Source organism: Pseudolysinimonas sp., from assembly GCF_051954455.1.
Classification (GTDB): domain Bacteria; phylum Actinomycetota; class Actinomycetes; order Actinomycetales; family Microbacteriaceae; genus Pseudolysinimonas.
Genome location: NZ_JBQCHS010000030.1, coordinates 1 through 20,537, shown reverse-complemented (window position 1 = coordinate 20,537; position 20,537 = coordinate 1). Strand labels below are relative to the sequence as shown.

The 20,537-nt window shown below is 71.8% G+C and carries 14 protein-coding genes and 1 tRNA gene; 6 read left to right on the top strand and 9 right to left on the bottom strand.

Annotated features, from left to right (window positions below):
- Positions 1-102 precede the first annotated feature (102 nt).
- A complete protein-coding gene (locus ACTHM3_RS12785) occupies positions 103-2,031 on the top strand; it encodes an alpha/beta fold hydrolase (protein WP_440406491.1) in 1,929 nt (642 codons plus the stop codon).
- A 64-nt stretch (positions 2,032-2,095) separates the two neighbouring features.
- Here the strand turns inward: ACTHM3_RS12785 and ACTHM3_RS12780 are convergent, their stop codons facing one another.
- Positions 2,096-3,037, bottom strand: coding sequence for a sugar-binding transcriptional regulator (locus tag ACTHM3_RS12780; protein ID WP_440406490.1), 942 nt, complete (start codon positions 3,035-3,037; stop codon positions 2,096-2,098).
- Between the two features lie 65 nt (positions 3,038-3,102).
- On the opposite strand from ACTHM3_RS12780, the gene ACTHM3_RS12775 reads away from it, so the two are divergent.
- Both ACTHM3_RS12775 and ACTHM3_RS12770 read left to right on the top strand, forming a co-directional pair.
- Entirely contained in the window at positions 3,103-4,791 is a 1,689-nt protein-coding gene (locus ACTHM3_RS12775; protein ID WP_440406489.1) for an FAD-dependent oxidoreductase, read from the top strand.
- Positions 4,792-4,875: 84 nt separating this feature from the next.
- Positions 4,876-6,114: a hypothetical protein gene (locus ACTHM3_RS12770; protein WP_440406488.1), complete on the top strand. Its 1,239-nt coding sequence runs from the start codon at positions 4,876-4,878 to the stop codon at positions 6,112-6,114.
- Between the two features lie 87 nt (positions 6,115-6,201).
- Here the strand turns inward: ACTHM3_RS12770 and ACTHM3_RS12765 are convergent.
- The 3 genes from ACTHM3_RS12765 to ACTHM3_RS12755 all read right to left on the bottom strand — a co-directional run bounded on the left by ACTHM3_RS12765 (position 6,202) and on the right by ACTHM3_RS12755 (position 10,408).
- A tRNA-Met gene (locus ACTHM3_RS12765) sits at positions 6,202-6,275 on the bottom strand.
- A 49-nt stretch (positions 6,276-6,324) separates the two neighbouring features.
- Complete coding sequence (locus ACTHM3_RS12760) at positions 6,325-9,243, bottom strand: UPF0182 family membrane protein (protein ID WP_440406487.1); 2,919 nt, start codon at positions 9,241-9,243, stop codon at positions 6,325-6,327.
- 46 nt (positions 9,244-9,289) lie between these two features.
- On the bottom strand, positions 9,290-10,408 hold the full coding sequence (locus ACTHM3_RS12755; RefSeq protein ID WP_440406486.1) for a YlbL family protein: 1,119 nt from the start codon (positions 10,406-10,408) through the stop codon (positions 9,290-9,292).
- Between the two features lie 124 nt (positions 10,409-10,532).
- Between ACTHM3_RS12755 and ACTHM3_RS12750 the strand changes: the two genes are divergently transcribed.
- Positions 10,533-11,888 carry a zinc-dependent metalloprotease gene (locus tag ACTHM3_RS12750; protein ID WP_440406485.1) on the top strand — a complete coding sequence of 452 codons (1,356 nt, stop codon included), beginning with the start codon at positions 10,533-10,535 and terminating at the stop codon, positions 11,886-11,888.
- A 735-nt stretch (positions 11,889-12,623) separates the two neighbouring features.
- On the opposite strand, the gene ACTHM3_RS12745 is transcribed toward ACTHM3_RS12750, so the two are convergent.
- Both ACTHM3_RS12745 and nudC read right to left on the bottom strand, forming a co-directional pair.
- On the bottom strand, positions 12,624-14,339 hold the full coding sequence (locus ACTHM3_RS12745; protein ID WP_440406484.1) for an ATP-dependent helicase: 1,716 nt from the start codon (positions 14,337-14,339) through the stop codon (positions 12,624-12,626).
- Positions 14,333-15,268, bottom strand: a complete 936-nt coding sequence (gene nudC, locus ACTHM3_RS12740; RefSeq protein ID WP_440406483.1) for an NAD(+) diphosphatase — start codon at positions 15,266-15,268, stop codon at positions 14,333-14,335. Before nudC ends, ACTHM3_RS12745 begins: the two co-directional genes overlap by 7 nt.
- Positions 15,269-15,350: 82 nt before the next feature.
- Between nudC and ACTHM3_RS12735 the strand changes: the two genes are divergently transcribed.
- A complete protein-coding gene (locus tag ACTHM3_RS12735) occupies positions 15,351-16,349 on the top strand; it encodes a phosphotransferase (RefSeq protein ID WP_440406482.1) in 999 nt (332 codons plus the stop codon).
- A 106-nt stretch (positions 16,350-16,455) separates the two neighbouring features.
- Here ACTHM3_RS12735 and ACTHM3_RS12730 read toward each other — a convergent pair whose 3' ends face one another.
- Both ACTHM3_RS12730 and ACTHM3_RS12725 read right to left on the bottom strand, forming a co-directional pair.
- The gene (locus ACTHM3_RS12730; RefSeq protein ID WP_440406481.1) at positions 16,456-16,890 is read right to left on the bottom strand and encodes a hypothetical protein; all 435 of its coding nucleotides are present in this window, start codon (positions 16,888-16,890) and stop codon (positions 16,456-16,458) included.
- A 49-nt stretch (positions 16,891-16,939) separates the two neighbouring features.
- On the bottom strand, positions 16,940-18,286 hold the full coding sequence (locus ACTHM3_RS12725) for an MFS transporter (RefSeq protein WP_440406480.1): 1,347 nt from the start codon (positions 18,284-18,286) through the stop codon (positions 16,940-16,942).
- Positions 18,287-18,371: 85 nt separating this feature from the next.
- On the opposite strand from ACTHM3_RS12725, the gene ACTHM3_RS12720 reads away from it, so the two are divergent.
- The gene (locus tag ACTHM3_RS12720) at positions 18,372-19,211 is read left to right on the top strand and encodes a LysR substrate-binding domain-containing protein (RefSeq protein ID WP_440406636.1); all 840 of its coding nucleotides are present in this window, start codon (positions 18,372-18,374) and stop codon (positions 19,209-19,211) included.
- A 68-nt stretch (positions 19,212-19,279) separates the two neighbouring features.
- On the opposite strand, the gene mnmA is transcribed toward ACTHM3_RS12720, so the two are convergent.
- Positions 19,280-20,389, bottom strand: a complete 1,110-nt coding sequence (gene mnmA, locus ACTHM3_RS12715) for a tRNA 2-thiouridine(34) synthase MnmA (RefSeq protein ID WP_440406479.1) — start codon at positions 20,387-20,389, stop codon at positions 19,280-19,282.
- Positions 20,390-20,537 lie beyond the last annotated feature (148 nt).

Here is a 20,537-nt window from a genome sequence, read left to right as displayed (position 1 = left end):
CTTATACGTCCCGGCCGCACCGCGGTCGGGCGGCGCGCGCCTGCGCGCGCTGAACCGGAGCGGACCCGCCCCGGGCGAACACATCCAATGGAGGATCAGCAGATGACGACCATCAAGTCATCCGTCCGCAGCTGGGTCGTCCTCGCCATCGCGATCGGCCTCGTGCTGCTCGGCGGCGGCGTGGCGGCATGGGTGCAGACCGGCGGCGGCACGGTGCAGGTGCGCGACACCAGCTTCGTCGGCACCGACGGCCACATCATCGCGGGGCGGCTGTACGTGCCGAACGGCGCCGACGTCAAGCACAAGGTGCCGGCGGTGCTCGCCGTGCACGGGTACATCAACACCAACGAGACCCAGGACGCGTTCGCGATCGAGCTCTCACGCCGCGGCTACGCGGTCCTGGCGATCGACCAGTACGGGCACGGCAACTCCGATCCGGCCGCGTTCTACGCCGGCTACGGCGGACCCGCCGCACTCGCCTACCTGCGCACCTTCGACTTCATCGACAAGGACAACATCGGCCTGGAGGGCCACTCGATGGGCGGCTGGACGGTCGTGAGCGCGGCCGCCGCGATCCCGGACGGCTACAAGTCGATGGTGCTCGAGGGCTCGTCCGTCGGCGGCGGCGTCGCCCCCGACGGCACGACGAAGTTCCCGAAGAACGTCAAGGTCGTCTACGGCACCTGGGAGCAGTTCTCGCAGCTGATGTGGAACGTGCCCAGTCCGTCGCAGATGCAGTCGGGCCAGAAGCTCGAGAAGTTCTTCGGCACCGACACGCCGGTCAAGGCCGGCACGGTCTACGGCAGCATCGCCGACGGCACCGCCCGCGAGGTCGTGCGCCCCGTCACCGACCACCCGGGGCTGACGTTCGACTTCGACGCGGTCGGGCAGGCGACCGACTGGTTCGCCAAGACCCTCGACGGCGGGCACAGCGCCGCCGGGCAGATCTGGTGGCTCAAGGAGGCCGGCACCTTCGTCGCGTTCCTCGGCGGGATCCTGTCGATCTTCGCGGTCGGCGCGCTGCTCCTGCGCACCCGGTTCTTCGCGTCGCTGCGACAGGCGGTCCCCGTCTCCACGGGCGCGCGCTTCCGGGGCGCCTGGTGGGTCGGCGCGATCCTGACGGCCGGGATCCCGGCGCTCACGTTCTACTGGTTCAACAACTTCGGGGCGCAGTACGTGCCGGCGAGCGCGCTGTTCCCGCAGAATCTGACCTCCGGGATCATGATCTGGGCGCTGTTCAACGGCCTGATCGGCCTGGCGATCCTCGTCGTGACGCATCTGGTGACCCGCAAGCGGACGCAGAAGTCGGTGCGCGAATACGGGTTCACCACGACCGAGGGCTTCCGGTGGAGCGCGGTCGGCAAGTCGGCGCTGGTCGCGATCGCGAGCGTCGGGTTCGCCTACCTGCTGCTCGTGATGTCCGACTGGCTGTTCGACACCGACTTCCGGCTCTACATCCTGCAGCTGCACATCCTCAACGGGACGCACTTCGTGATGTTCCTGGTCTACCTGCTGCCGTTCACGGTGTTCTTCCTCATGCTCGCGGCGAGCCTGCACAACACGGGGCGCTGGACGGGCATGCGGGGCGGCCGGCGTCGCGAGATGGTGGCGAACGCGATCGTGCTGCCCATCGGCATCCTGGTGATGATCCTGGTCGACATGATCCCGCTCATGGCGGGCGGCTCGCTCCTCTCGGGGCAGTCGCTGCTCGTCATCGTCGCCTACCCGTTCGTGCCGGTGCTCGCGATCGTCGGCCTGCTCATGACCTACTTCTTCCACAAGACGGGGATGGTCTACGTGGGCGCGTTCATCGCGGCGCTGCTCGTGACGTGGAACATCGTCGGCGGTCAGGCGGAGCAGTTCGACTTCACCGAGTGGGGCGGGATCCAGCAGTTCTTCCGCGTGATCCTGCCGGTGATCGTGGGGCTGGTCTTCATCGTCGGGGCGCTCGTGTGGCGCTCGCGCGCCCGTCGAGCCGGCACCTACCTCGGGGACGCGGAGCCCGCGCGCGAGGAGGCGGTCTCCCGGTGATCGCTCCGCGGGGGCGGCGCTGCGGCGTCGCCCCCGCGGCGTGTCCGGGCCCGGGCCGGAGTCCTCAGGCCATCAGCTGTCGCGCGAGCCCCTCGTCGAGCACGAGGTCGGTGATGAGTCGCGCGGCGAGCGCCCCGCGGAGGCTGTCGAGCTTCTGCACGCCGGACACCACCGCGATCCGACGGGCGACGCGCCGCAGCCGGGCGAAGTCGGGGCCCGTGCCGCGGGCGTTCAGGCGGATCTCCCGATGATCGCCGTCGAGCCGGTAGAACACGGTCGCCACATCCCCCACCGCCCCGTCGGCTTCGAGCTGCCGGTAGTCGCGCTCGTCGAGGTAGCCGCCCGAGTACACCTGGCTCGGCACCTCCGAGAACGGTGAACCGAGGCCGAAGAGCGCGACATCCATCCGCGCCTGGATGACGAGCACCCGGCGCGTGCTGCGCTCGCGCCACATGGCCTCCCGTGTCGCCGGGTCGTCGAAGAAGGCCGGGACCGGGAACTGCTGCGCCTCCGCGCCGAACGCCGCGCCGTAGCGCTGGAGGATCTCGCTCGCGTAGTCGATGCCCGTCGTCAGCATGTTGCCGGCGCCGTTCAGCTGCACCACGACGGAGTTGTGGGTCTCCCGCGGCACGAGGTGCCGGCTGACCGCGCCGATCGTCGAGCCCCACGCGACGCCCATCGTCATGTTGGAGTCGAAGAACCGCGTGAGGAGACGCCCCGCCGTCGTCGCCACCCGCTCCAGGCGATCGATGTCGCTGATCGGGCCGGTGATCGGGACGACGTGCGCGGCGACGCCGAACCGCTCGGCGATCTCGCGCTCCAGCAGCGAGGCCGCTTCGGCGGGCGGATTGAGCCGGATCTCGACCAGCCCGGTCGCGCGCGCCTGCGCGAGCATCCGCGAGATCGACGACCGCGACGTGCCGAGCTCCCGGGCGATCGCCTCCATGGTCTGGTCCTGCAGGTAATACAGCCGCGCCGCTCGCAGCACGGTCTCATCGTCGGCCATCGACCCTCCTTGCACATATGTGCACGTGCGCTGCGCGCATGTGCCGACCGTGCCACCCTAGTCGTATGACACAGCTGCGACCCGAGGTGGCGCGGGCGTTCGAGACGCCCGAGTACGACGTGCTCATCATCGGCGGCGGGATCAACGGCCTCGCCACGTTCCGCGACCTCGCACTGCAGGGGGTGCGGGTGCTCCTCGTCGAGCGCAACGACCTCGGGTCGGGTGCCAGCGCCGCGTCGAGCCACATGATCCACGGCGGGGTGCGCTACCTCGAGAACGGCGAGTTCCGACTCGTGCGCGAGTCGGTGCAGGAGCGCAACCGCCTCATCCGCAACGCCGCTCATCACGTGCGCCCGCTGCCGACCACCATCCCCATCACGACGTTCTTCTCGGGCCTCCTCGCGGCGCCGGCGCGGTTCCTGCTGCACCGGCAGCTGAAGCCGAAAGCGCGCGGCGCGCTCCTCATCAAGATCGGCCTGACCCTCTACGACACCTTCTCCCGCGACGGCGGCAGCGTGCCGCAGCACCGGTTCCACGCCCGGCGCCGGTCGCACGAGCAGCTGCCCGAGCTGGCCCCGGGGTTCCGCTACACCGCGACCTACTACGACGCCTCGCTCCGCGACCCCGAGCGGCTCGCGCTCGACGTCATGCTCGACGGCGAGTCCGCCGGCGAGGGGCGCGCGATGGCGCTCACCTACGTCGAGGCGGTCGGATCCGACGATCGCGGCGTGATCGTGCGAGATCGCGAGACCGGTACGGAGCAGACGATCGCCGCCCGCGTGGTGATCAACGCATCCGGCCCGTGGACCGACCTCACGAACGCGGCGATCGGCGCGCCGACGCGGCTGATGGGCGGCACCAAGGGCTCGCACATCGTGCTCGAGAACGAGCGGCTGCTCGCCGCGACGGGCGGGCGCGAGATCTTTTTCGAGCACGACGACGGCCGCATCGTGCTGGTCTACCCGTTCAAGGGCAAGGTCCTCGTCGGCACGACCGACCTCGAGGCCGACCCGGGTGAGCCCGCGGTCTGCACCGAGGAGGAGGTCGACTACTTCTTCGACCTCGTGAGGCAGGTCTTCCCCGCGATCCCCGTCGACCGCTCGCAGATCGTGTTCCGGTACTCCGGCATCCGCCCCCTCCCCCGCCACGACGACCTGGCGCCCGGCTTCGTCTCGCGCGACTACCGCATCGTCGACGCGCCCGGCCCCGGCGGCTCGACGCGGCTCGATCTGGTCGGCGGCAAGTGGACGACGTTCCGCGCGCTCGGGGAGCACCTGGCGACACGCGCCCTCGAGGTGCTCGGCCGCGAGCACGCCGTCTCGACCGAGACCCTGGCGATCGGCGGCGGGCGCGACTTCCCGGCCGATCTCGACGGCTGGATCTCGCACGAGCTGCCGGGCATCGCCCCGGCCCGCGCCGCGGTGCTCTTCGAGCGCTACGGCACGGTCGCCCGCGAGGTCGCCGAGTTCCTCGCGGCCGGCGACGACGCCCCGGTCGTCGGGGACCGGCTCTCGAGCCGGGAAGTCGCCTGGATGGTCGAGCGCGAGCGCGTCGTGCACCTGAGCGATGTGCTGCTCCGCCGCACCGATCTCGCCTTCACCGGCGCGATCGGCGGCCACGTGATCGAGCAGGTGGCCGCGGCGCTGGCCGACGCAGCGGGATGGGATGCGGCACGACGCGATGCCGAGCTGACCCGGACGCAGCGCGAGCTCGCAACGTCCCACGGGATCCCGGCGCCGGCCACCGCCGGCTGAGCGACGGCTCCCGGGCGTCTTTTCGACCACGTGAGCCCGCGCGACCACTAGCGTGAGGAGCGCTCACTCACGAACGGGGAACCCATGACTCCCGACAGCCCCACCGACGACACCGCCTCGACCGAGGAGATCGCCGCCCCTCTCGCTCCGGAGTCGGAGGTGCCCGTCGCCGCGGACTCGGCGACGGCGAGGTTCACCACGGCTCCTCCCCCGCCGTCCGGTGCGCCCCGCGACGTCGTTCCCCCCGCACCGCCCACCGCGCCCGACGCCGTGGCCTCTCTCGCGACGCCCGAACCGCAGCGCCCGCGCCGCAGGCTGGGGTTGATCCTCGGCCTCGCGCTCGGCGGCGCGGGGGTGCTCGTGATCGCGGCGGTCGCCATCGTCGCCGCCGTCCTCATGGCCCAGCACGCGCCGAGCGCGAGCGTCGACCGGTTCCTCACCGCCGTGGAGAAGGGGCACGCGACGGCCGCCATCGCCCAGCTCGCGCCGGCTCCCACGGCCAACAAGTCGCTCGTGGACGACGCCGTCTATGAGCGCGTGACGAACCGGATCGTCCGGCACCAGATCATCTCGGCCGTGACGCACGGCTCCCGCTCCATCGTGACGGCGCGCCTCACGACCGCGAGCGGTTCGTTCACCCAGTCCTTCCATCTCGTGACGCATCGGAAGTCGCTGATCTGGGACACCTGGACCGTCGACGGCACCGCCTTCCCGGTCATCCACCTGTCCGACGCCCGACCCCAGGGGCTCGACGCGACCGTGGACGGCATCGGCATCCAGAAGGACGGCTCGCAACTCGACGAGTTCGTCGCACTGCCCGGCACCTACGCGTTCGCGGTCGACGGCGACACCTCGCTCGTGACTGCCGACGCGCGCTCGGTCACGATCACCTCCTTCGCGGGGCGAAAGTCGGTGACCCTCCAACCGCATCTGACGAGCGACGGCGTCACGGCGGCGCATGCCGCGGTCGACGCCTTCCTCGACGGCTGCGTCGCCCAGACGGTGCTCGCGCCGGTCGGCGACTGCGGGTTCGAGATCATCAACGACGAGCCCAACGTCTCGATCGACGGGATCTCGTGGAGCATGAAGCAGCGACCGGTCGTGGAATTCGGCACCTGGCAGGACGGTGCCTGGCAGGTCACGACCGACACGGCCGGCTCCTTCGAGATGAATGCCGAAGGCCACCTGGGCTCGGCCCACGGTGCCATCTACGGCATCATCGACGACTACGACGTACAGGGGTACGTGTCGTTCGACGATTCGGGCCACCTGGTCTTCACGAGCGAGTACAAGGGCGACGACGCGAACACTCCCAACGCCTGACGCTTGCCGGCCGACAGCCCGGCCTTGGTGAGCCGACCGCCCGACATGCAGAAGGCCCCGGTCCGAGTGGACCGGGGCCTTCATCTGTTGCGGGGACAGGATTTGAACCTGCGACCTCTGGGTTATGAGCCCAGCGAGCTACCGAACTGCTCCACCCCGCGGCACGAAGACCGACTTTAGCATCTCGCCGCGGGGTTCGCCGAATCGGGGTCAGCCGCCGGCGCCGCTCGCGGCGATCGCGTCCTGCACGTCCTTCTGCATGCGGGAATCGGCCTCCGCAGCCGCCACGAGGTCGCCCTTCGCGTAGGCGTCCTGCCGGGCCTGCAGGTCCGTCTGGTAGGCCTGCAGCGCCTTCTGCAGCGCCGCGTTGCTCGACGCGCCGCCCGCGGAGCCTCCCCCGGTCGAGCCGCTCGTGCCGCCGCCGGTCTGACTCGGCGGGGTCGACGTGCCGCCCTCACCGCTGCCCTGGTCGCCCGCGCTGGCTCCGGAGTTGCCGCCGAACAGGGTGTTGAGGGCCCCGTCGAGCGTGTCCTCGAAGGCGATCTTGTCGCCGAACGCGACCAGCACCTTCCGCAGCACGGGATAGCTCGATCCGGTGTTCGACTCGACGTACACGGGCTGCACGTACAGCAGGCCGCCGCCGACCGGGAGGGTGAGCAGGTTGCCGCTCACGACCTTGGTCTGCCCCTGGCGCAGCAGGTTGAGCTCCGTCGACACGGTCGTGTCGGTGTCGAAGGTGTTCTGCACACGCCCCGGCCCGGGCACACTGCTCCCCTTGGGCAGGGTCAGGAGAGTCAGCTTGCCGTAGTCCGACCCTGCGTCGGAATCGACGGCGAGGTAGCCGGTGAGCGTGCTCCGCGTCTCCGCCTGCGAGGTGTTCGGAATGTACGTCGAGTACAGCGTGAACCCCGGCTTGCTCTGACCCGGCACCTGCATCGTCAGGTAATACGGCGGCTGGAGCGTCGGCGGGTTCTCGGTGCTCACCGGGTCATCCGGCACGCTCCACGCGTCGACGCTGTTGTAGAACGCCGTCGGATTGGTGACGTGGTACTTCTCGAGGATCGAGCGCTGCGCCTTGAACAGGTCCTGCGGGTACCGCACGTGGGCGAGCAGCTGGGTCGACATGGCGCTCTTCGGCTTCACCGTGGCCGGGAAGATCTTCTGCCAGGTCTTCAGCAGCGGATCCTTCGCATCCCAGGCGTAAAGGGTCACCTTGCCCGAATAGGCGTCGACGGTCGCCTTCACCGAGTTGCGGATGTAGTTGATGTCGTCGACCGCGAGCGCATTGGTCGCGGTGTTGCTGTCGGCGATCATGTTCGACAGCTGATTGATCGAGGAGTACGGATAGTCGGCCGTCGTCGTGTACGCGTCGACGATCCACACGATCCGTCCGTTCACGACCGCCGGATAGGGGTCGGAGTCGACGGTCAGGTACGGCGCGACCTTCTTGACGCGCTGCTTCGGGGAGCGGTCGTAGAGGATCTGCGACTGGTCCTTCACCGAGCTCGAGAACAGGATGTCGCTCGACTGGAACTTGGTCGCGTAGACCAGCCGCTTCACGAAGTCGTCGAGCTTCGGCCCGCCGTTCGCCGAGTACGTCGTGGTCTTGCCGTCGGCCGAGCTGTCGCCGCCGGACCCGGACGGGTAGTCGAACTCGATCGACTTGCCGTTGTCCTTCGCTCCCACGATCGAGTACGGCGGCGAGTTCTCGCCGAAGTACACCCGCGGCTGGGTGATGCCGAGGTCGCCGGTGGTCGGGATGCCCGATTCGAGGAACACCGGCTGCCCGTTGTCGGTGCGCTGGTTGCCGGCCGCCGCGACGATGCCGTAGCCGTGCGTGTAGACGAGCGTGTTGTTGTACCAGGTGGGCGAACTCTGGCTCTTGATGTCGAGCTCCCGCACGCCGAGCACCGTGTCCTGCGTCTGACCGTTGATCGTGTAGCGGTCGACGTCGAGCGTCTTCGGGAACTGGTAGTACTGCCGGATCTGCTGCAGCTGGGAGAAGGTGCGTGTCACGAGCGCGGGGTCGAGGATGCGGATGCTCGCGGTCGTGTCGGCGTCGGAACGCAGCTGGCCCGGCGCGACGTCGGTGGTCGCGTCGTATGTCTTCGTCCGCACGTCGTTGACGCCGTAGGCGTCACGGGTCGCGGTGATGTTGCGCGAGATGTAGCTCGCCTCGTACTTCGGCGGGCTCGGGTTCACCTGGAGGTTCTGGATGATCGCCGGGTAGATCGCGCCGATGACGAGCGCCGAGACGATGAGCAGTCCCGTGCCGATGAGCGGCAGCCGCCAGCGCCCGATCGCCGCGGTGATGAGGCAGAGGATCGCGACGACCGCGGCGATGCCGGCGAGGATGAGCCGCCCCGGGATGGTCGCGTTGACGTCGACGTAGTCGGCGCCCGTGATGATCGAGTTCTGCGACGTGACCGTCGAGAACTGGTCGAGCCAGATGCTGACCGCCTGCACGGCGAGGTAGACGAACGCCGTGATCGCGAGCTGCATGCGGGCGGCGCGCGAGATGCGCACCTCGCGCCCGCTGATCCGGATGCCGCCGTAGAGGTAGGTGGTCGCGAGCGCCGCGAGGCCCGAGATGAGGATCACCGCGGAGGCGTAGCCGAGCACGCCGTGCCAGAACGGCAGCTCGTAGACGTAGAACGAGGCGTCGAGGCCGAACTGCGGGTCCTTGGTGCCGAACGAGGTGCGGTTCAGGTACTGCAGCACCGTCTGCCAGCGCGTCGCCGTCGAGACGCCCATGAAGACGCCGAGGACGAGCGGGATGCCGTACATGGTGACGCGCCGCAGCGGCTCGATCACCTGCTGGTAGCGGTCCAGCTGTGAGCTCAGCTTCGTGTACATCGGCCGGAGCCGGAAGGCCAGCACGATGCTCGCGCCGACGCCGAGCGCCATCGCGGCGAACCCGACGAGGAACATCACGACCGTCGCGGCCCACTGCGTCGTCAGGACGTTGAGGAACCCGAGCTGCTGGTACCAGAGCACGTCCGAGTAGAGCCCGGCGAACGCGAAGAACGCGATCACGAGGACGGCGAGGATGATGGCCGAGATCGCCACGACCGCGCGCGTGCGGCTCCGTGGTCGGGGCGCCGTCGCCGACGCGGTCGGGGTGCTCACCCTGCGAGTTTAGGGTCGCGACCCTGAGGAACCCCCGGTCCCTCGGTCAGCGGGAGGTGCAGGTGGGCAGATCGGCGGCGTCCTTCGCCGCGATCGCCGTGACGTCCCTCAGCGCCTCACGGAGGGTCGTCACCTTGACGACGCGCAGGCCGGCGGGAACGTGACCGACGACCTCGTCGCAGTTCGACGCCGGCGCGAGGAACCAGTCCGCTCCCGCGTTCCGCGCGCCGTACATCTTCTGCCGGATGCCGCCGATCGCGCCGACCTCGCCGGCGGCCGAGATCTCGCCGGTGCCGGCGATGTGCGCGCCGCCGGTCAGGCTGCCGGGGGTGAGCTTGTCGTAGATGCCGAGCGCCAGCATCATCCCGGCGCTCGGTCCGCCGACGTCGGCCAGCTGGAACGTCACGTCGAAGGGGAACGTGTAGCGCGCGCCGGTGTAGATGCCGATCGCGGGCTTGCCGGAGTCGGCGCTGACCCGCGGGGTCACCTCGACCGGCACGTCCGCACCGTCGCGCTTCACGACCAGCGCGAGCGGCGCCGTGGTGCCGTGGTCGCGGATCGCGGACTGCAGCTGCGCCAGGTCGGTCACCGGCGCGCCGCCCACCGACACGAGCTCGTCGCCGGGCTTCAGCACCCCCGCGGCGGCGCTCCCCTTCTGCACCGCCGCGACGACGACCGTGGTGGTGTAGTCGCGGCCGAGCGCGGTGAGCGCGGCGGCCGTCGCATCCTGCTGGGACGTCGACATCTCGACCTTGTCCTGCTGGTTGGCCTGGTCGTCGGTGATGCCGGGCGGGTAGACCTCGTCGAGGGGAACCACCGAGCGCGTCGGGTCGAACCAGGAGGTGGCGACGCCGATCCAGTCGACGGGGCTCTGCGGGGTGCCGTCGACGTAGACGGTGAGCATGTCGAGGGAGCCCGTGGTCGGGTAGGTGCGCTCGGCGGACGGGATGCCGATGAGCGGCTTCGCCTTCGCGCCCGACCCCGATGACCCGAGGACGTCGTACACCGGACCCGGGCGCTCGACCACGTACGGCGACGGCGACAGGCCGATCGCGACGGTGCCCGCGATGGCGAGGAGGAGCAGGACCCAGCCGACGGTCCCGGGTGCCGGTCGGCGACGCGCGCGACGCGCGTGCGGGATGCCGGGTGGGACGGGCTGGGTCACGGGGCTCCTCGGGTCGGCGGCCGGCACCGGCGAGGAGGTGTGTTCGCTGTGGGCGCAGGGCTGCGGGGCCTCAGCATAGGCGAACGACCGGTGCCGCTCGCTGGGTGCGGTCTAGCGTGGATGCATGGCTGACGACGTGTCGCGCGGCGACCAGGAGGGTCCCTCCGAGGACGAGTTCCGCGACATGCTGCGCGAGTTCCTCTCCGGCAACGGGGAGCTCGATCCGGCCCGACTGGCGAGTGCGGCCGGTCTGCCGAACGACCCGGAGATGGTGCAGCGCCTGATCGGGCAGCTGCAGTCCGCGCTGCAGAACAGCGGCGACGGCATCGACTGGGGTCTCGCCCTCGAACAGGCGAAGGGCCTCGCGCAGCGCTCCGCGGTGACCTCCACGCCCGGCGAGGTGTCGGCCTTCGAGCAGGCGCTCCACGTCGCGGCGCTGTGGCTCGACGAGATCACCTCGATCGCGGAGCTCACGACGACCCCGGCGCTCCTGACCCGCTCCGGGTGGGCGGAGGCCACGATGCCGGTCTGGACGCAGCTGGCCGAGCCGGTCGCGCTCTCCATCGCCGACGCGCTGACCGGGGTGCTGCGCGAGCAGGCGCCGGAGGAGCTCTCCGGGATGCTCGGCGACGCGGGGCGCGTGATGCGCAACATCGGGGGCACGTTGTTCGCGATGCAGCTCGGGCAGGTCGTCGGGCAGCTGGCGGGCGAGGTCGTCTCGGGCGGCGACGTCGGCATCCCGCTCCTCGACGGCGAGCAACGTCAGGCCGCGCTCGTGCCGCAGAACGTCGACGCCTTCGGCGCCGGCCTCGACATCGACATCTCGGAGGTGCGCCTCTACCTCGCCGTGCGGGAGCTCGCCCACGCCCGCCTCTTCCGGCACGCGCGCTGGCTGCGGCTGGCGCTCCTCAGCCAGATCACCGACTTCGCGCGCGGCATCCGGATCGACACCGACCGCATCGCGGAGCTCGCCGCCGACTTCGACCCGCAGAATCCCGAGGAGCTGCGCGCCGCGGTGCAGAACGGCGCCTTCATCCCGGAGAAGACCGAGGAGCAGCGCGTCGCGCTCGGGCGCCTCGAGACGACCCTCGCGCTCATCGAGGGCTGGGTGGATGTCGTGACGGCGGCGGCCACCGCGCGCCTGCCGCACGCCGACTCCATCGCGGAGATGGTGCGTCGACGCCGCGCCTCGGGCGGCCCGGCGGAGTCGGCGTTCGCGACCCTCGTCGGGCTCGAGCTGCGGCCGCGGCGACTGCGCGAGGCGGCCGCGATGTGGCTGGCGGTGTCGGAGGCCGTGGGCGCCGACGGGCGCGACGCGCTCTGGGCGCACCCCGACCTCACGCCGACGGACGCCGACATCGACGACCCGGCCGCGCTCGTCGCGCGGCTGACCTCGCCGGAGCCGGAGCCGGATGCGATCGACAAGGCGATCGAGGACCTCCTCGACGACACCACCGGCGACCGCCCGCACGAGGAGTGACCTCCTCGCGGGTCGAGGAGTCGCGCGGCTGAGGGTGTGGACGAACCGCCCGTCGCCGATGCCGCCTCGGGCATCCTTCCGGCATGGTGCTGAAGCTCGCCGACGGGGTGCCGATGCTCTGGCGGTCGCCGACCGCCGTCCAGCTCGGCGGTCGACGTCCGCTGGTCGTGCTCGAGGCCGTGACGGCCGCGCACGAGCATCTGCTCGCCGCGCTCACGACCGGGATCTCGGAGACCGGGTTCGCGATGATGTCGCGCGCCGCCGGCGAGGATCCGGAGGCGCTGCGCCGCCGTCTCGCCCCCGCTCTCGTCGGGCCGCCGCCGGCGCCCCCGCGGGTGGCGGTCTACGGTGCGGGCGAGCTCGCCGAGGAGCTCGTGCGCCAGCTCGGCCGCAACGACGAGCCGGAGCTGGTCGTGCTCGTCGCGCCGTGGGTCCTCGCTCCGGCCGAGCACGGGCCCTGGCTGCGCCGGGACGTCCCGCACCTGCCGGTGACGGTCGGCGAGACGGTGACGGTCGGCCCGCTCGTCGTGCCGGGCGCGAGCGCGTGCTTGCACTGCGTCCACCTCGCGCGCCGCGACCTCGACCCGGCATGGCCGGCGCTCGCGACCCAGCTGCACGAGCGGCCGGCGCCGACGCTTTCGCGCACCGCGGTCGCGGAGGCGGCGGCGTTCGTCGCCCGGCACCTGGAGGCCGCACCCGGCACGAGCTGGGAGCTCGACCCGCACGACGGGACGGTCAGCGTCGCCGGGTGGGAGCCGCATCCCGAGTGCTCGTGCGCAGCTCCGCCAGGAAGCGACTGGGCTCCCGGGGCCGACCGCGCATCCCCTCCCGTGCCCAGCTCAGCGCGAGCCGCCGCCGTGCCCGCGTGATGCCGACGTAGAGCAGCCGGCGCTCCTCGTCGATCGCGGCGAGGCCGCTCGCGTGGCTGATCGGCAGGAGGCCCTCGCTCAGGCCGACGAGGTGCACCGAGTCCCACTCCAGACCCTTGGAGCCGTGCAGTGTCGAGAGCACGACGGCGGCGATCGTCGGCTCGTGCTGCGCCGCCTGGCGGTGCTGCAGCTCCTCCGCGAATCGCGCGAGCGTCGTGCCCTCGGGAGCACTGTCGGCGAGCTCGACGATGGCGTTGAGCGCCTCCCACTTCTCCTGGGTCGCGCCGCCGCCCTCCGGCCGCCGCGTCGTCCAGCCGAGGTCGCGGACGACATCGCTCACGGACTGGAAGAGCGGCGCCTCGGCCGCCTTCGCGTCGCGGGCGAGCTGGGCGAGCGCGACGATGGCGAGCTTCACGTCGGGGAGGTCGAAGAACTTGGTCGCCCCCTGCTGGCGGGCGCCGACGCCCACGGCCGCGAGCGCCTGCTCGAGGAGTGCCGCCTGCGCGTTGACGCGGTAGAGCACCGCGATGCGCTCGGGCCGAGTGCCGGCGGCGATCTCCGCCGCGACCGCCGAGGCGACCGCGCGGGCCTCCTCGAGGTCGGTGTCGTAGGCGACCGGGGGGTCGATCTCGGCCGACCTGCGCGCCGGCTCGCCCGCGGGAGTGAGCTCGAGCGCACCCGGGCGCCCGCGCATGAGGCGGTTGGCGAGGGCGAGCACGGGCGGGGCGGAGCGGTAGTTGCGCTCGAGGCGCACGACCTGCGCCCCCTCCCACCGCGTCGCGAAGTTCAGCAGGTAGTCGCTCGTCGCGCCCGTGAACGAGTAGATGGTCTGGTTGGCGTCGCCGACGACGCAGAGCTCGCGCCGGCTCCCGAGCCACAGCTCGAGCAGCTGCTGCTGCAGGGGGGAGACGTCCTGGTACTCGTCGACGACGAAGAAGCGGTACTGGGCGCGCACCTGCTCGGCGATCCAGGGCTCCGAGTCGAGCATTCCCGCGGTCGCGAGGAGCACGTCCTCGAAGTCGATGCGCCGGGCCTCGTCCTTCAGCCGCTCGTACCGCTCCTGCAGCGCCGTCATCCTCCCGGCCGGGAGGGTCTGCGGCAGCGAGCGCGACTCCGCCGCGCGCGCGTACTGCGCGAGCGGCATCCGCGAGACCTTGCGCCACTCGATCTCGGCGGCGGCGTCGCGCAGCGCGGCGGTGTCGACGCTGAACCGCAGCTGCTCCGCCGCCTGCCCGAGCAGGCGTCCCTTGGACTCGAGGATGCGCGGCAGCTGCCCGCCGACCGCCTGCGGCCAGAAGTGCGAGAGCTGCGCGAGCGCGGCGGCGTGGAACGTGCGCGCGTTCACGCCCGCCGCGCCGAGCTGGCGGAGCCGCGTGCGCAGCTCGCCCGCGGCACGGGTCGTGAAAGTGAGCGCCATGACGCGGGCCGGGTCGTAAGCGCCGGTCTGCACGCCGTGGGCGATGCGGTGCGTGAGCGCGCGGGTCTTGCCGGTGCCGGCGCCCGCGAGGATGCAGACCGGCCCGAGCAGCGTCTCGGCGGCCGTGCGCTGCTCGGCGTCGAGATCCGCGAGGAGATCTACCACGCGATGCCGTCGTCGATGGGGCCGCCGTACCAGTCCTCGAGGATCGCGCGGGCGATCGACGCGCGACCGGGCAGGCCGATCTCGCCGAGCGAGGCCGTCAGCTCCTCGCGGCTGAACCAGCGGAGCTCGAGGATCTCCTCGCCGTCGGCCTTCGGCTCGGGGCTCTCGCCGGGCGCCAGCCGCGCGCGGAAGCCGACCATGAGCGACGCGGGGAACGGCCACGGCTGGCTGCCGAGGTAGACGGGGTCGACGACACGCAGGCCCGACTCCTCGAACACCTCGCGGATGACGGCGGCCTCGAGCGACTCCCCCGGCTCCACGAATCCGGCGAGCACCGAGAAGCGGTTGGAAGCCCACATGGCGTTCGAGCCGAGCAGCATCCGGTCGTCGTGGTCGGTGATGCCCATGATGACGGCCGCGTCGGTGCGCGGGAAGAGCTCCTGCTCGGTCTCGGCGTCGCGACGGGTCCAGCCGCCGGCAGCCGGCACGCTCGGGTGACCGGTGCGCGGGGAGAATCCGTAGGTGCGGTGCCAGTTGGCGAGCGCGAGCGCCTCGGTGAAGAGGCCCGCGTCGCGATCGCCGAGCTTCGCGCCCAGGTCGCGGAGATTGCCCCAGTGGCGCTGATCGCCCGGGTCGTCGACCGACTCGTCGTCGAGCACGACCGCGAGGACGGGGGTGCCGATCGCGAGGTCGTCGTCGGCCTCCACCGCGCGGCCGAGGTAGAGCGCGAGCGCATGCGGCGGGAGCTCGCCCGCGGGCACCAGCGCGAGCCGCTCCGGTCCGGCCAGGAGCGCCTCCCCCTTGCGCAGCACGAGCGCGCGGGCGCCGGGCTCGGCGAGCAGCGCGTCGATGCCGAGCGAGCGCGAGACGTGGTCGCGGTCGACCGTGGCGCGGGACAGCGGAAGACGGTCGCGGAAGGACTCGGACACGACACCTCACGAGGGTTGGCGGGAACGGCGGAGAGGCGTGGCGCTGGGCGGCAATCGGCGGTGCCCGACCTACCCTGTCGGCATGGCCAGATCCGCTCTCACTCTAGCCGCGCTGGCGACCTCGGCCGTGGCCGGCCTCGACCTCGTCGGCGTGCAGGGCTTCGGCTCCGCGAGCGGGGGCGACTACGACGCCGCCCTGCTCACGGGCCGCGACGGCCGGCACTGGATCGTGCGGGTGCCGCGCAGCGAGCGCGCCGAGGCGGAGCAGTCGGCCGACCTCGTCGCGCTGCGGGCGCTGAGCCCGGGCGTCCGGGCCCGGCTCCCCTTCTCCGTGTCGAGCTTCGCGGGTCAGGCGCCGGTCGCCGGCACCCGCGCGGTGGTCTCGGAGTTCGTCTACGGCACCAAGGTGCCGCTCGGCGCGATCGGGCCCGCCCTCGGCGCGGCGAGCGGCCGGGCGATCGCCGCGATCCACGCCCTTCCGACGAGCGTCGTCGCCGATGCCGGGCTTCCGCAGCACTCGGCCGGCGATGGACACCGCGCCGCGCTCGCGCTCATCGACCGCGCCGCGGCGACGGGTCTCGTCCCCGCCGCGCTCCTGCAGCGCTGGCGCGAGGCCGGCACCGACACGGGGTTGTGGCAGTACACCCCGTGCGTCATCAACGGCTCGCTCGGCTCGGACGCGATCCTCTCGTCGGGCGACGAGGTGACGGGCGTGCTCGACTGGCACGGGCTGCGCGTCGGCGATCCGGCCATCGATCTGCAGTGGCTGCTCGGCGCATCGGAGGACACCGTCGACGCCGCGTTCTCGGCCTATGCCGCCGCACGTGGCCCGCTCGACCTCCGGCTGCGGCAGCGCGCCGCCCTCGTCGCGGAGCTCGAGGTCGCGCGCTGGCTGCTGCACGGGGCCGAGGTCCGCTCGACCGACATCGTGGACGACGCGGTCGAGATGATGTCACGGCTCGTCGACGACGTGCACGCCGACGTCATGCACCCGATCACCCCGCACACGGCGCCGATCCTCGGCCTCGACGAGGTGAAGGACCTGCTGGAGCGCACCGAGCAGCGCCGAGCCGCGGGCTGACCCGCGGCATCCGCTCGCTCCCTTTTTGCGAAGAAGCCCTGTGCGCCGATCCGGCGACAGGGCTTCTTCGCATTGTGATGCGATGCGTTGTGATGCGGCGCGGCGCTCAGGCGGCGGCGGGGGCTCCCGCGAGGCGACGGCGCACCACGGCGCCGCGCACCGAGAGCCAGATGGTCAGACCGAAGACGATGAACGCGAGCGGCACGTGCACCGCGACGAGACCGCGGGCGTTCTCGATCGCCTGCCCGATCCCGACCTGGGCCACCAGGAGGACCGCGAGCGCGATCGCGGCGCCCATGAGCCCGGTCGCCGACTTCCGGAGCGCGACGATCGCGACGATCGCGGTGACGACCGCGAGCAGGATCGCGACGTAGCCGACGATCTGGTGCGTCGTCACCCACGGCTCGCCCGCGTCGCTGCCGTGGAAGGACATGAAGACGCCGGCGCTGATCGCCTGCAGGAAGATCGCCAGGGTCGTGACGCCGGCGAGCGCGTTGAAGACGCGGATGCCGGCCGGAGCGGAGGAGGTCGTGGTGCTCATGCGCCCGACGGTAGCGCGAGCGGCGCGACCCGGGGTACTCCGCTCGGAGTCAGTGCTCGATGATGACCTGACCGCGCGACACGATCCGCACCAGTCGCCGCGGGGTCCGCACGTTGACCTTGATCGCGAGCTGGTGGCGCCGGGCGAGGATGAGCGCCACCACGATCCCCGCCGCCGCGGGCACGAGCCCGGCGACCGCGAAGGCGACCTGCGCGCCGAGCGACTCCGCGATCCAGCCCATGACGATGCCGCCGAGGGCCTGCCCGCCGGTGATGATCATGATCCAGAACGACATGACGCGCCCGCGGATCGAGAGGTTCGTCGAGAGCTGGGTCAGCGACTCCCCCGCGGTCATGAAGCTGATGCGGGTGATGCCGATGCCGACGAGCGCGGGCAGGAAGAGCGCGTAGACCGGGGCGGACCCGGCGAACGCGGTCACGACGCCGTACACCCCGATCAGCGGGACGATGATGCGCAGCCGGAGCGACCGCCGTCGGGTCGAGAGGAGTGCCCCCGCGAACGCACCGGCCGCGGCGAGCGACGTGTAGAGGCCGTACCCGGCGGAGCCGGTCCGCCAGGTGTGGTCGGCGGAGGCGGTGAATAGAACCGGGAGGTTCATGCCGAAGACCGCGACGAACGCGACGAGCACCATCGGCCAGACGATGGTCGGCTTCGAGCGGATGTATCGCAGCGCCTCGACGATCTGGCCCTTCTGTACCGGGCGGCGAGGCGGTGGGGTCAGCCGCTCGGGGTGCATGAGGAAGAGCGCGACGATCGGGATGAGCGCGGTGATCGCGCAGATCCCGATCGACCAGCCGGATCCGAACGCCGCGATCAGCACCCCGGAGATCGCGGGCCCGAGGAACCCGCCGAGGTGGAACATCGACGCATTCATGCTGATCGCCTGCGGCAGCCGGTGGGTGCCCACCATCTCGCTCACGAACGCCGACCGCGACGGCCCGTCGATCGTGATCGCGCAGCCGACGATGACGGCGGCCACGTACACCTCCCACACCTGCACGACGTCGGTCAGCACGAGCGCCGCGAGGATCCCGTTGACGAGCACCGACACGCCCTGCGTGATCTTCAGGAGGTGGCGCCGCGTGACGCGGTCGGCGATGACGCCGGCCCAGGGTCCGAGGATCAGCGCCGGCGCGAACTGCAGCGTCACCGTGAGCCCGACCAGGGCGACGTTGTGGGTGAGCTGGAGCACCAGCCAGTCCATCGCGACGCGGTTCATCCAGCCGCCGGTGTTGGCGAAGAACTGGCCGACGAGGTAGAGCCGGTAGTTGTGCTCGCGGAGCGCGGCGAAGGAGTCGCGGAAGCGCGGCCGCGACGTGACGACGGGGATGGGGGCGGTGACGGTCGCGGGATCGAGTTCGGCCGCCGTCGTCACCGTTTCAGGCTAGAAGCATCCCGGTCATTGCGCGCGCGAATCGAGGCTATAAGTAGCATTGGATTCTCGAATGAGAGGCGACGCCGTGTTCGATCCCGCCCTGCTCCGCACCTTCGTCGCGGTCGCCGAGACGTCGAGCTTCACGAGGGCCGGCGAGCTGCTGCAGCTCAGCCCGCCGACCGTCAGCCAGCAGGTGCGCAAGCTCGAGGCGGCGGCGGGGCGGCAGCTCATCGCCCGCGACACCCGGGCCGTCGCGCTGACCGACAACGGGGAGGCGATGCTGGGATTCGCGCGCAGCATCCTGGCCGCCCACGACGAGGCGGCCGCCTACTTCACGGGGTCGGCGATGCGGGGCCGGCTCCGCTTCGGCTCGGCCGACGACCTCGCGCTCACCCAGCTGCCGCAGATCCTCCGCGACTTCCGGCAGCTCTATCCGCAGATCAACCTCGAGCTGACCGTCGGGCAGTCGGGGGTGCTCGCCCGGCGGCTGCGCGCCGGGCAGCTCGACCTGGTCTTCATCAAGCAGGAGCCGGACCTGCCCGACGGGCGCCTCGTGCGGCGCGAGCGGCTCGTCTGGGCGGGGCACAAGACCTTCGCGATCGACGCGGCCGCGCCGGTGCCGCTCGTCACGTATCCCGCGCCGTCGATCACCCGCGCCGCGGCGATCGACGCGCTCGAGGGATCCGGCCGCAGCTGGCGGATCACCTGCAACGTGCGCGAGGTGAACGGCGCGCTCGCGGCCGTGCGGGCCGGCATCGGGATCGCCGTGCTGCCGCAGAACATGATGCCGGGCGACCTGGTCGCGGTGCCCGGGCTGCCGATGCTCGGCGAGGTCGACTTCGCGCTGCTCGACAACCCCCGCGCGCCCCGCGAGCCGGTCGAGGCGCTCGTGTCGGCGATCGTCGGTCGCGGGCTGCGTGCCTGAGCGGGTCGAGGAGCGCCGAAGGCCTGCCCGAGACCCCCTCGGCGAGGCCTCGATACGCCACTCCGCGGCTACTCGACCCGCGCGGGGACGGCGGAGATTGTGCGGTCGATCGTGCACTGCCCGAGCACGCGTGTGCCCCGGTAGAGCACCGCGCTCTGCCCCGGCGCGACGCCGTCGAGCGGTGCGTCGGGCCGGATCACGAGCTCCCCGTCGCGCACCGCCGCGGTCGCCGGAACCGGATCGCCGTGCGCGCGTACCTGCACGTCGCAGTCGAAGCCCTCGGCGGCATCGACCAGCGGGAGCCCCGCCCAGCTGATCCGCGATCCCGCCAGCTCGGCGACGGCGAGCGCCGCCTTCGGGCCGACGACGACCTCGTTGGTGCGCGGCCGGACCTCGAGCACGAAGCGCGGACGGCCGTCGGGCGCGGGCACCCTCACGTCGAGGCCGCGGCGCTGCCCCACCGTGAACGCGTGCGCTCCGCGGTGGGTGCCGATCCGCGCGCCCGACTGGTCGAGGATCGCGCCCTCCTCCGCGCCGACGCGCTCGGCGAGCCAGCCGCGCGTGTCGCCGTCCGGGATGAAGCAGATGTCGTGCGAGTCGGGCTTCGCCGCGACGGTCAGGCCGCGGCGCGCCGCCTCCGCGCGCACCTCGTCCTTCGACGGGGTCGCGCCGAGCGGGAACATCGCGTGCGCGAGCTGCTCGGCCGTGAGCACGCCCAGCACGTACGACTGGTCCTTGGCCCAGGCAGCGGCACGATGGAGCTCGCGATTGCCCGCCGCATCCGTGACGATCGAGGCGTAGTGGCCGGTCGCGACGGCGTCGAAGCCGAGCGCGAGGGCGCGCTCGAGGAGTGCGGCGAACTTGATCCGCTCGTTGCAGCGCAGGCACGGGTTCGGGGTGCGACCCGCGGCGTACTCGGCGACGACGTCGTCGACGACGTCGAGCTGGAACCGCTCGCTGAAGTCCCACACGTAGAACGGGATGCCGAGCATCGTCGCCGCGCGTCGGGCGTCCATCGCATCCTCGATCGTGCAGCAGCCGCGGGCGCCGGTCCGCACCGTCCCCGGCTGCCGGCTCAGCGCCAGGTGCACGCCCACGACGTCGTGCCCGGCCTCCACCGCGCGCGCCGCGGCGACCGCACTGTCGACGCCGCCGCTCATCGCCGCGAGAACCCGCATCCCCCCAGGCTACGCGGCCCCGCGCGCCGACCCCCGCGTCCGTCGGCGTCGTCGCCGACCGACCCCGTCGAGGCGTGGGCAACCCCGCCCCCGCGCGGCGCGAAACGGCGCGTTAGCCCCACGCGGCCCCGGGGGGGGGGGGCGAGCG

Excerpts from the sequence above, each read along its gene's own strand:
- ACTHM3_RS12770 (WP_440406488.1), top strand. The coding sequence starts at position 4,876 with ATGACTCCCGACAGCCCCACCGACGACACCGCCTCGACCGAGGAGATC.
- ACTHM3_RS12785 (WP_440406491.1), top strand. The coding sequence starts at position 103 with ATGACGACCATCAAGTCATCCGTCCGCAGCTGGGTCGTCCTCGCCATC.
- ACTHM3_RS12775 (WP_440406489.1), top strand. The coding sequence starts at position 3,103 with ATGACACAGCTGCGACCCGAGGTGGCGCGGGCGTTCGAGACGCCCGAG.
- ACTHM3_RS12735 (WP_440406482.1), top strand. The coding sequence starts at position 15,351 with ATGGCCAGATCCGCTCTCACTCTAGCCGCGCTGGCGACCTCGGCCGTG.
- ACTHM3_RS12730 (WP_440406481.1), bottom strand. The coding sequence starts at position 16,890 with ATGAGCACCACGACCTCCTCCGCTCCGGCCGGCATCCGCGTCTTCAAC.
- mnmA (WP_440406479.1), bottom strand. The coding sequence starts at position 20,389 with ATGCGGGTTCTCGCGGCGATGAGCGGCGGCGTCGACAGTGCGGTCGCC.
- ACTHM3_RS12750 (WP_440406485.1), top strand. The coding sequence starts at position 10,533 with ATGGCTGACGACGTGTCGCGCGGCGACCAGGAGGGTCCCTCCGAGGAC.
- ACTHM3_RS12780 (WP_440406490.1), bottom strand. The coding sequence starts at position 3,037 with ATGGCCGACGATGAGACCGTGCTGCGAGCGGCGCGGCTGTATTACCTG.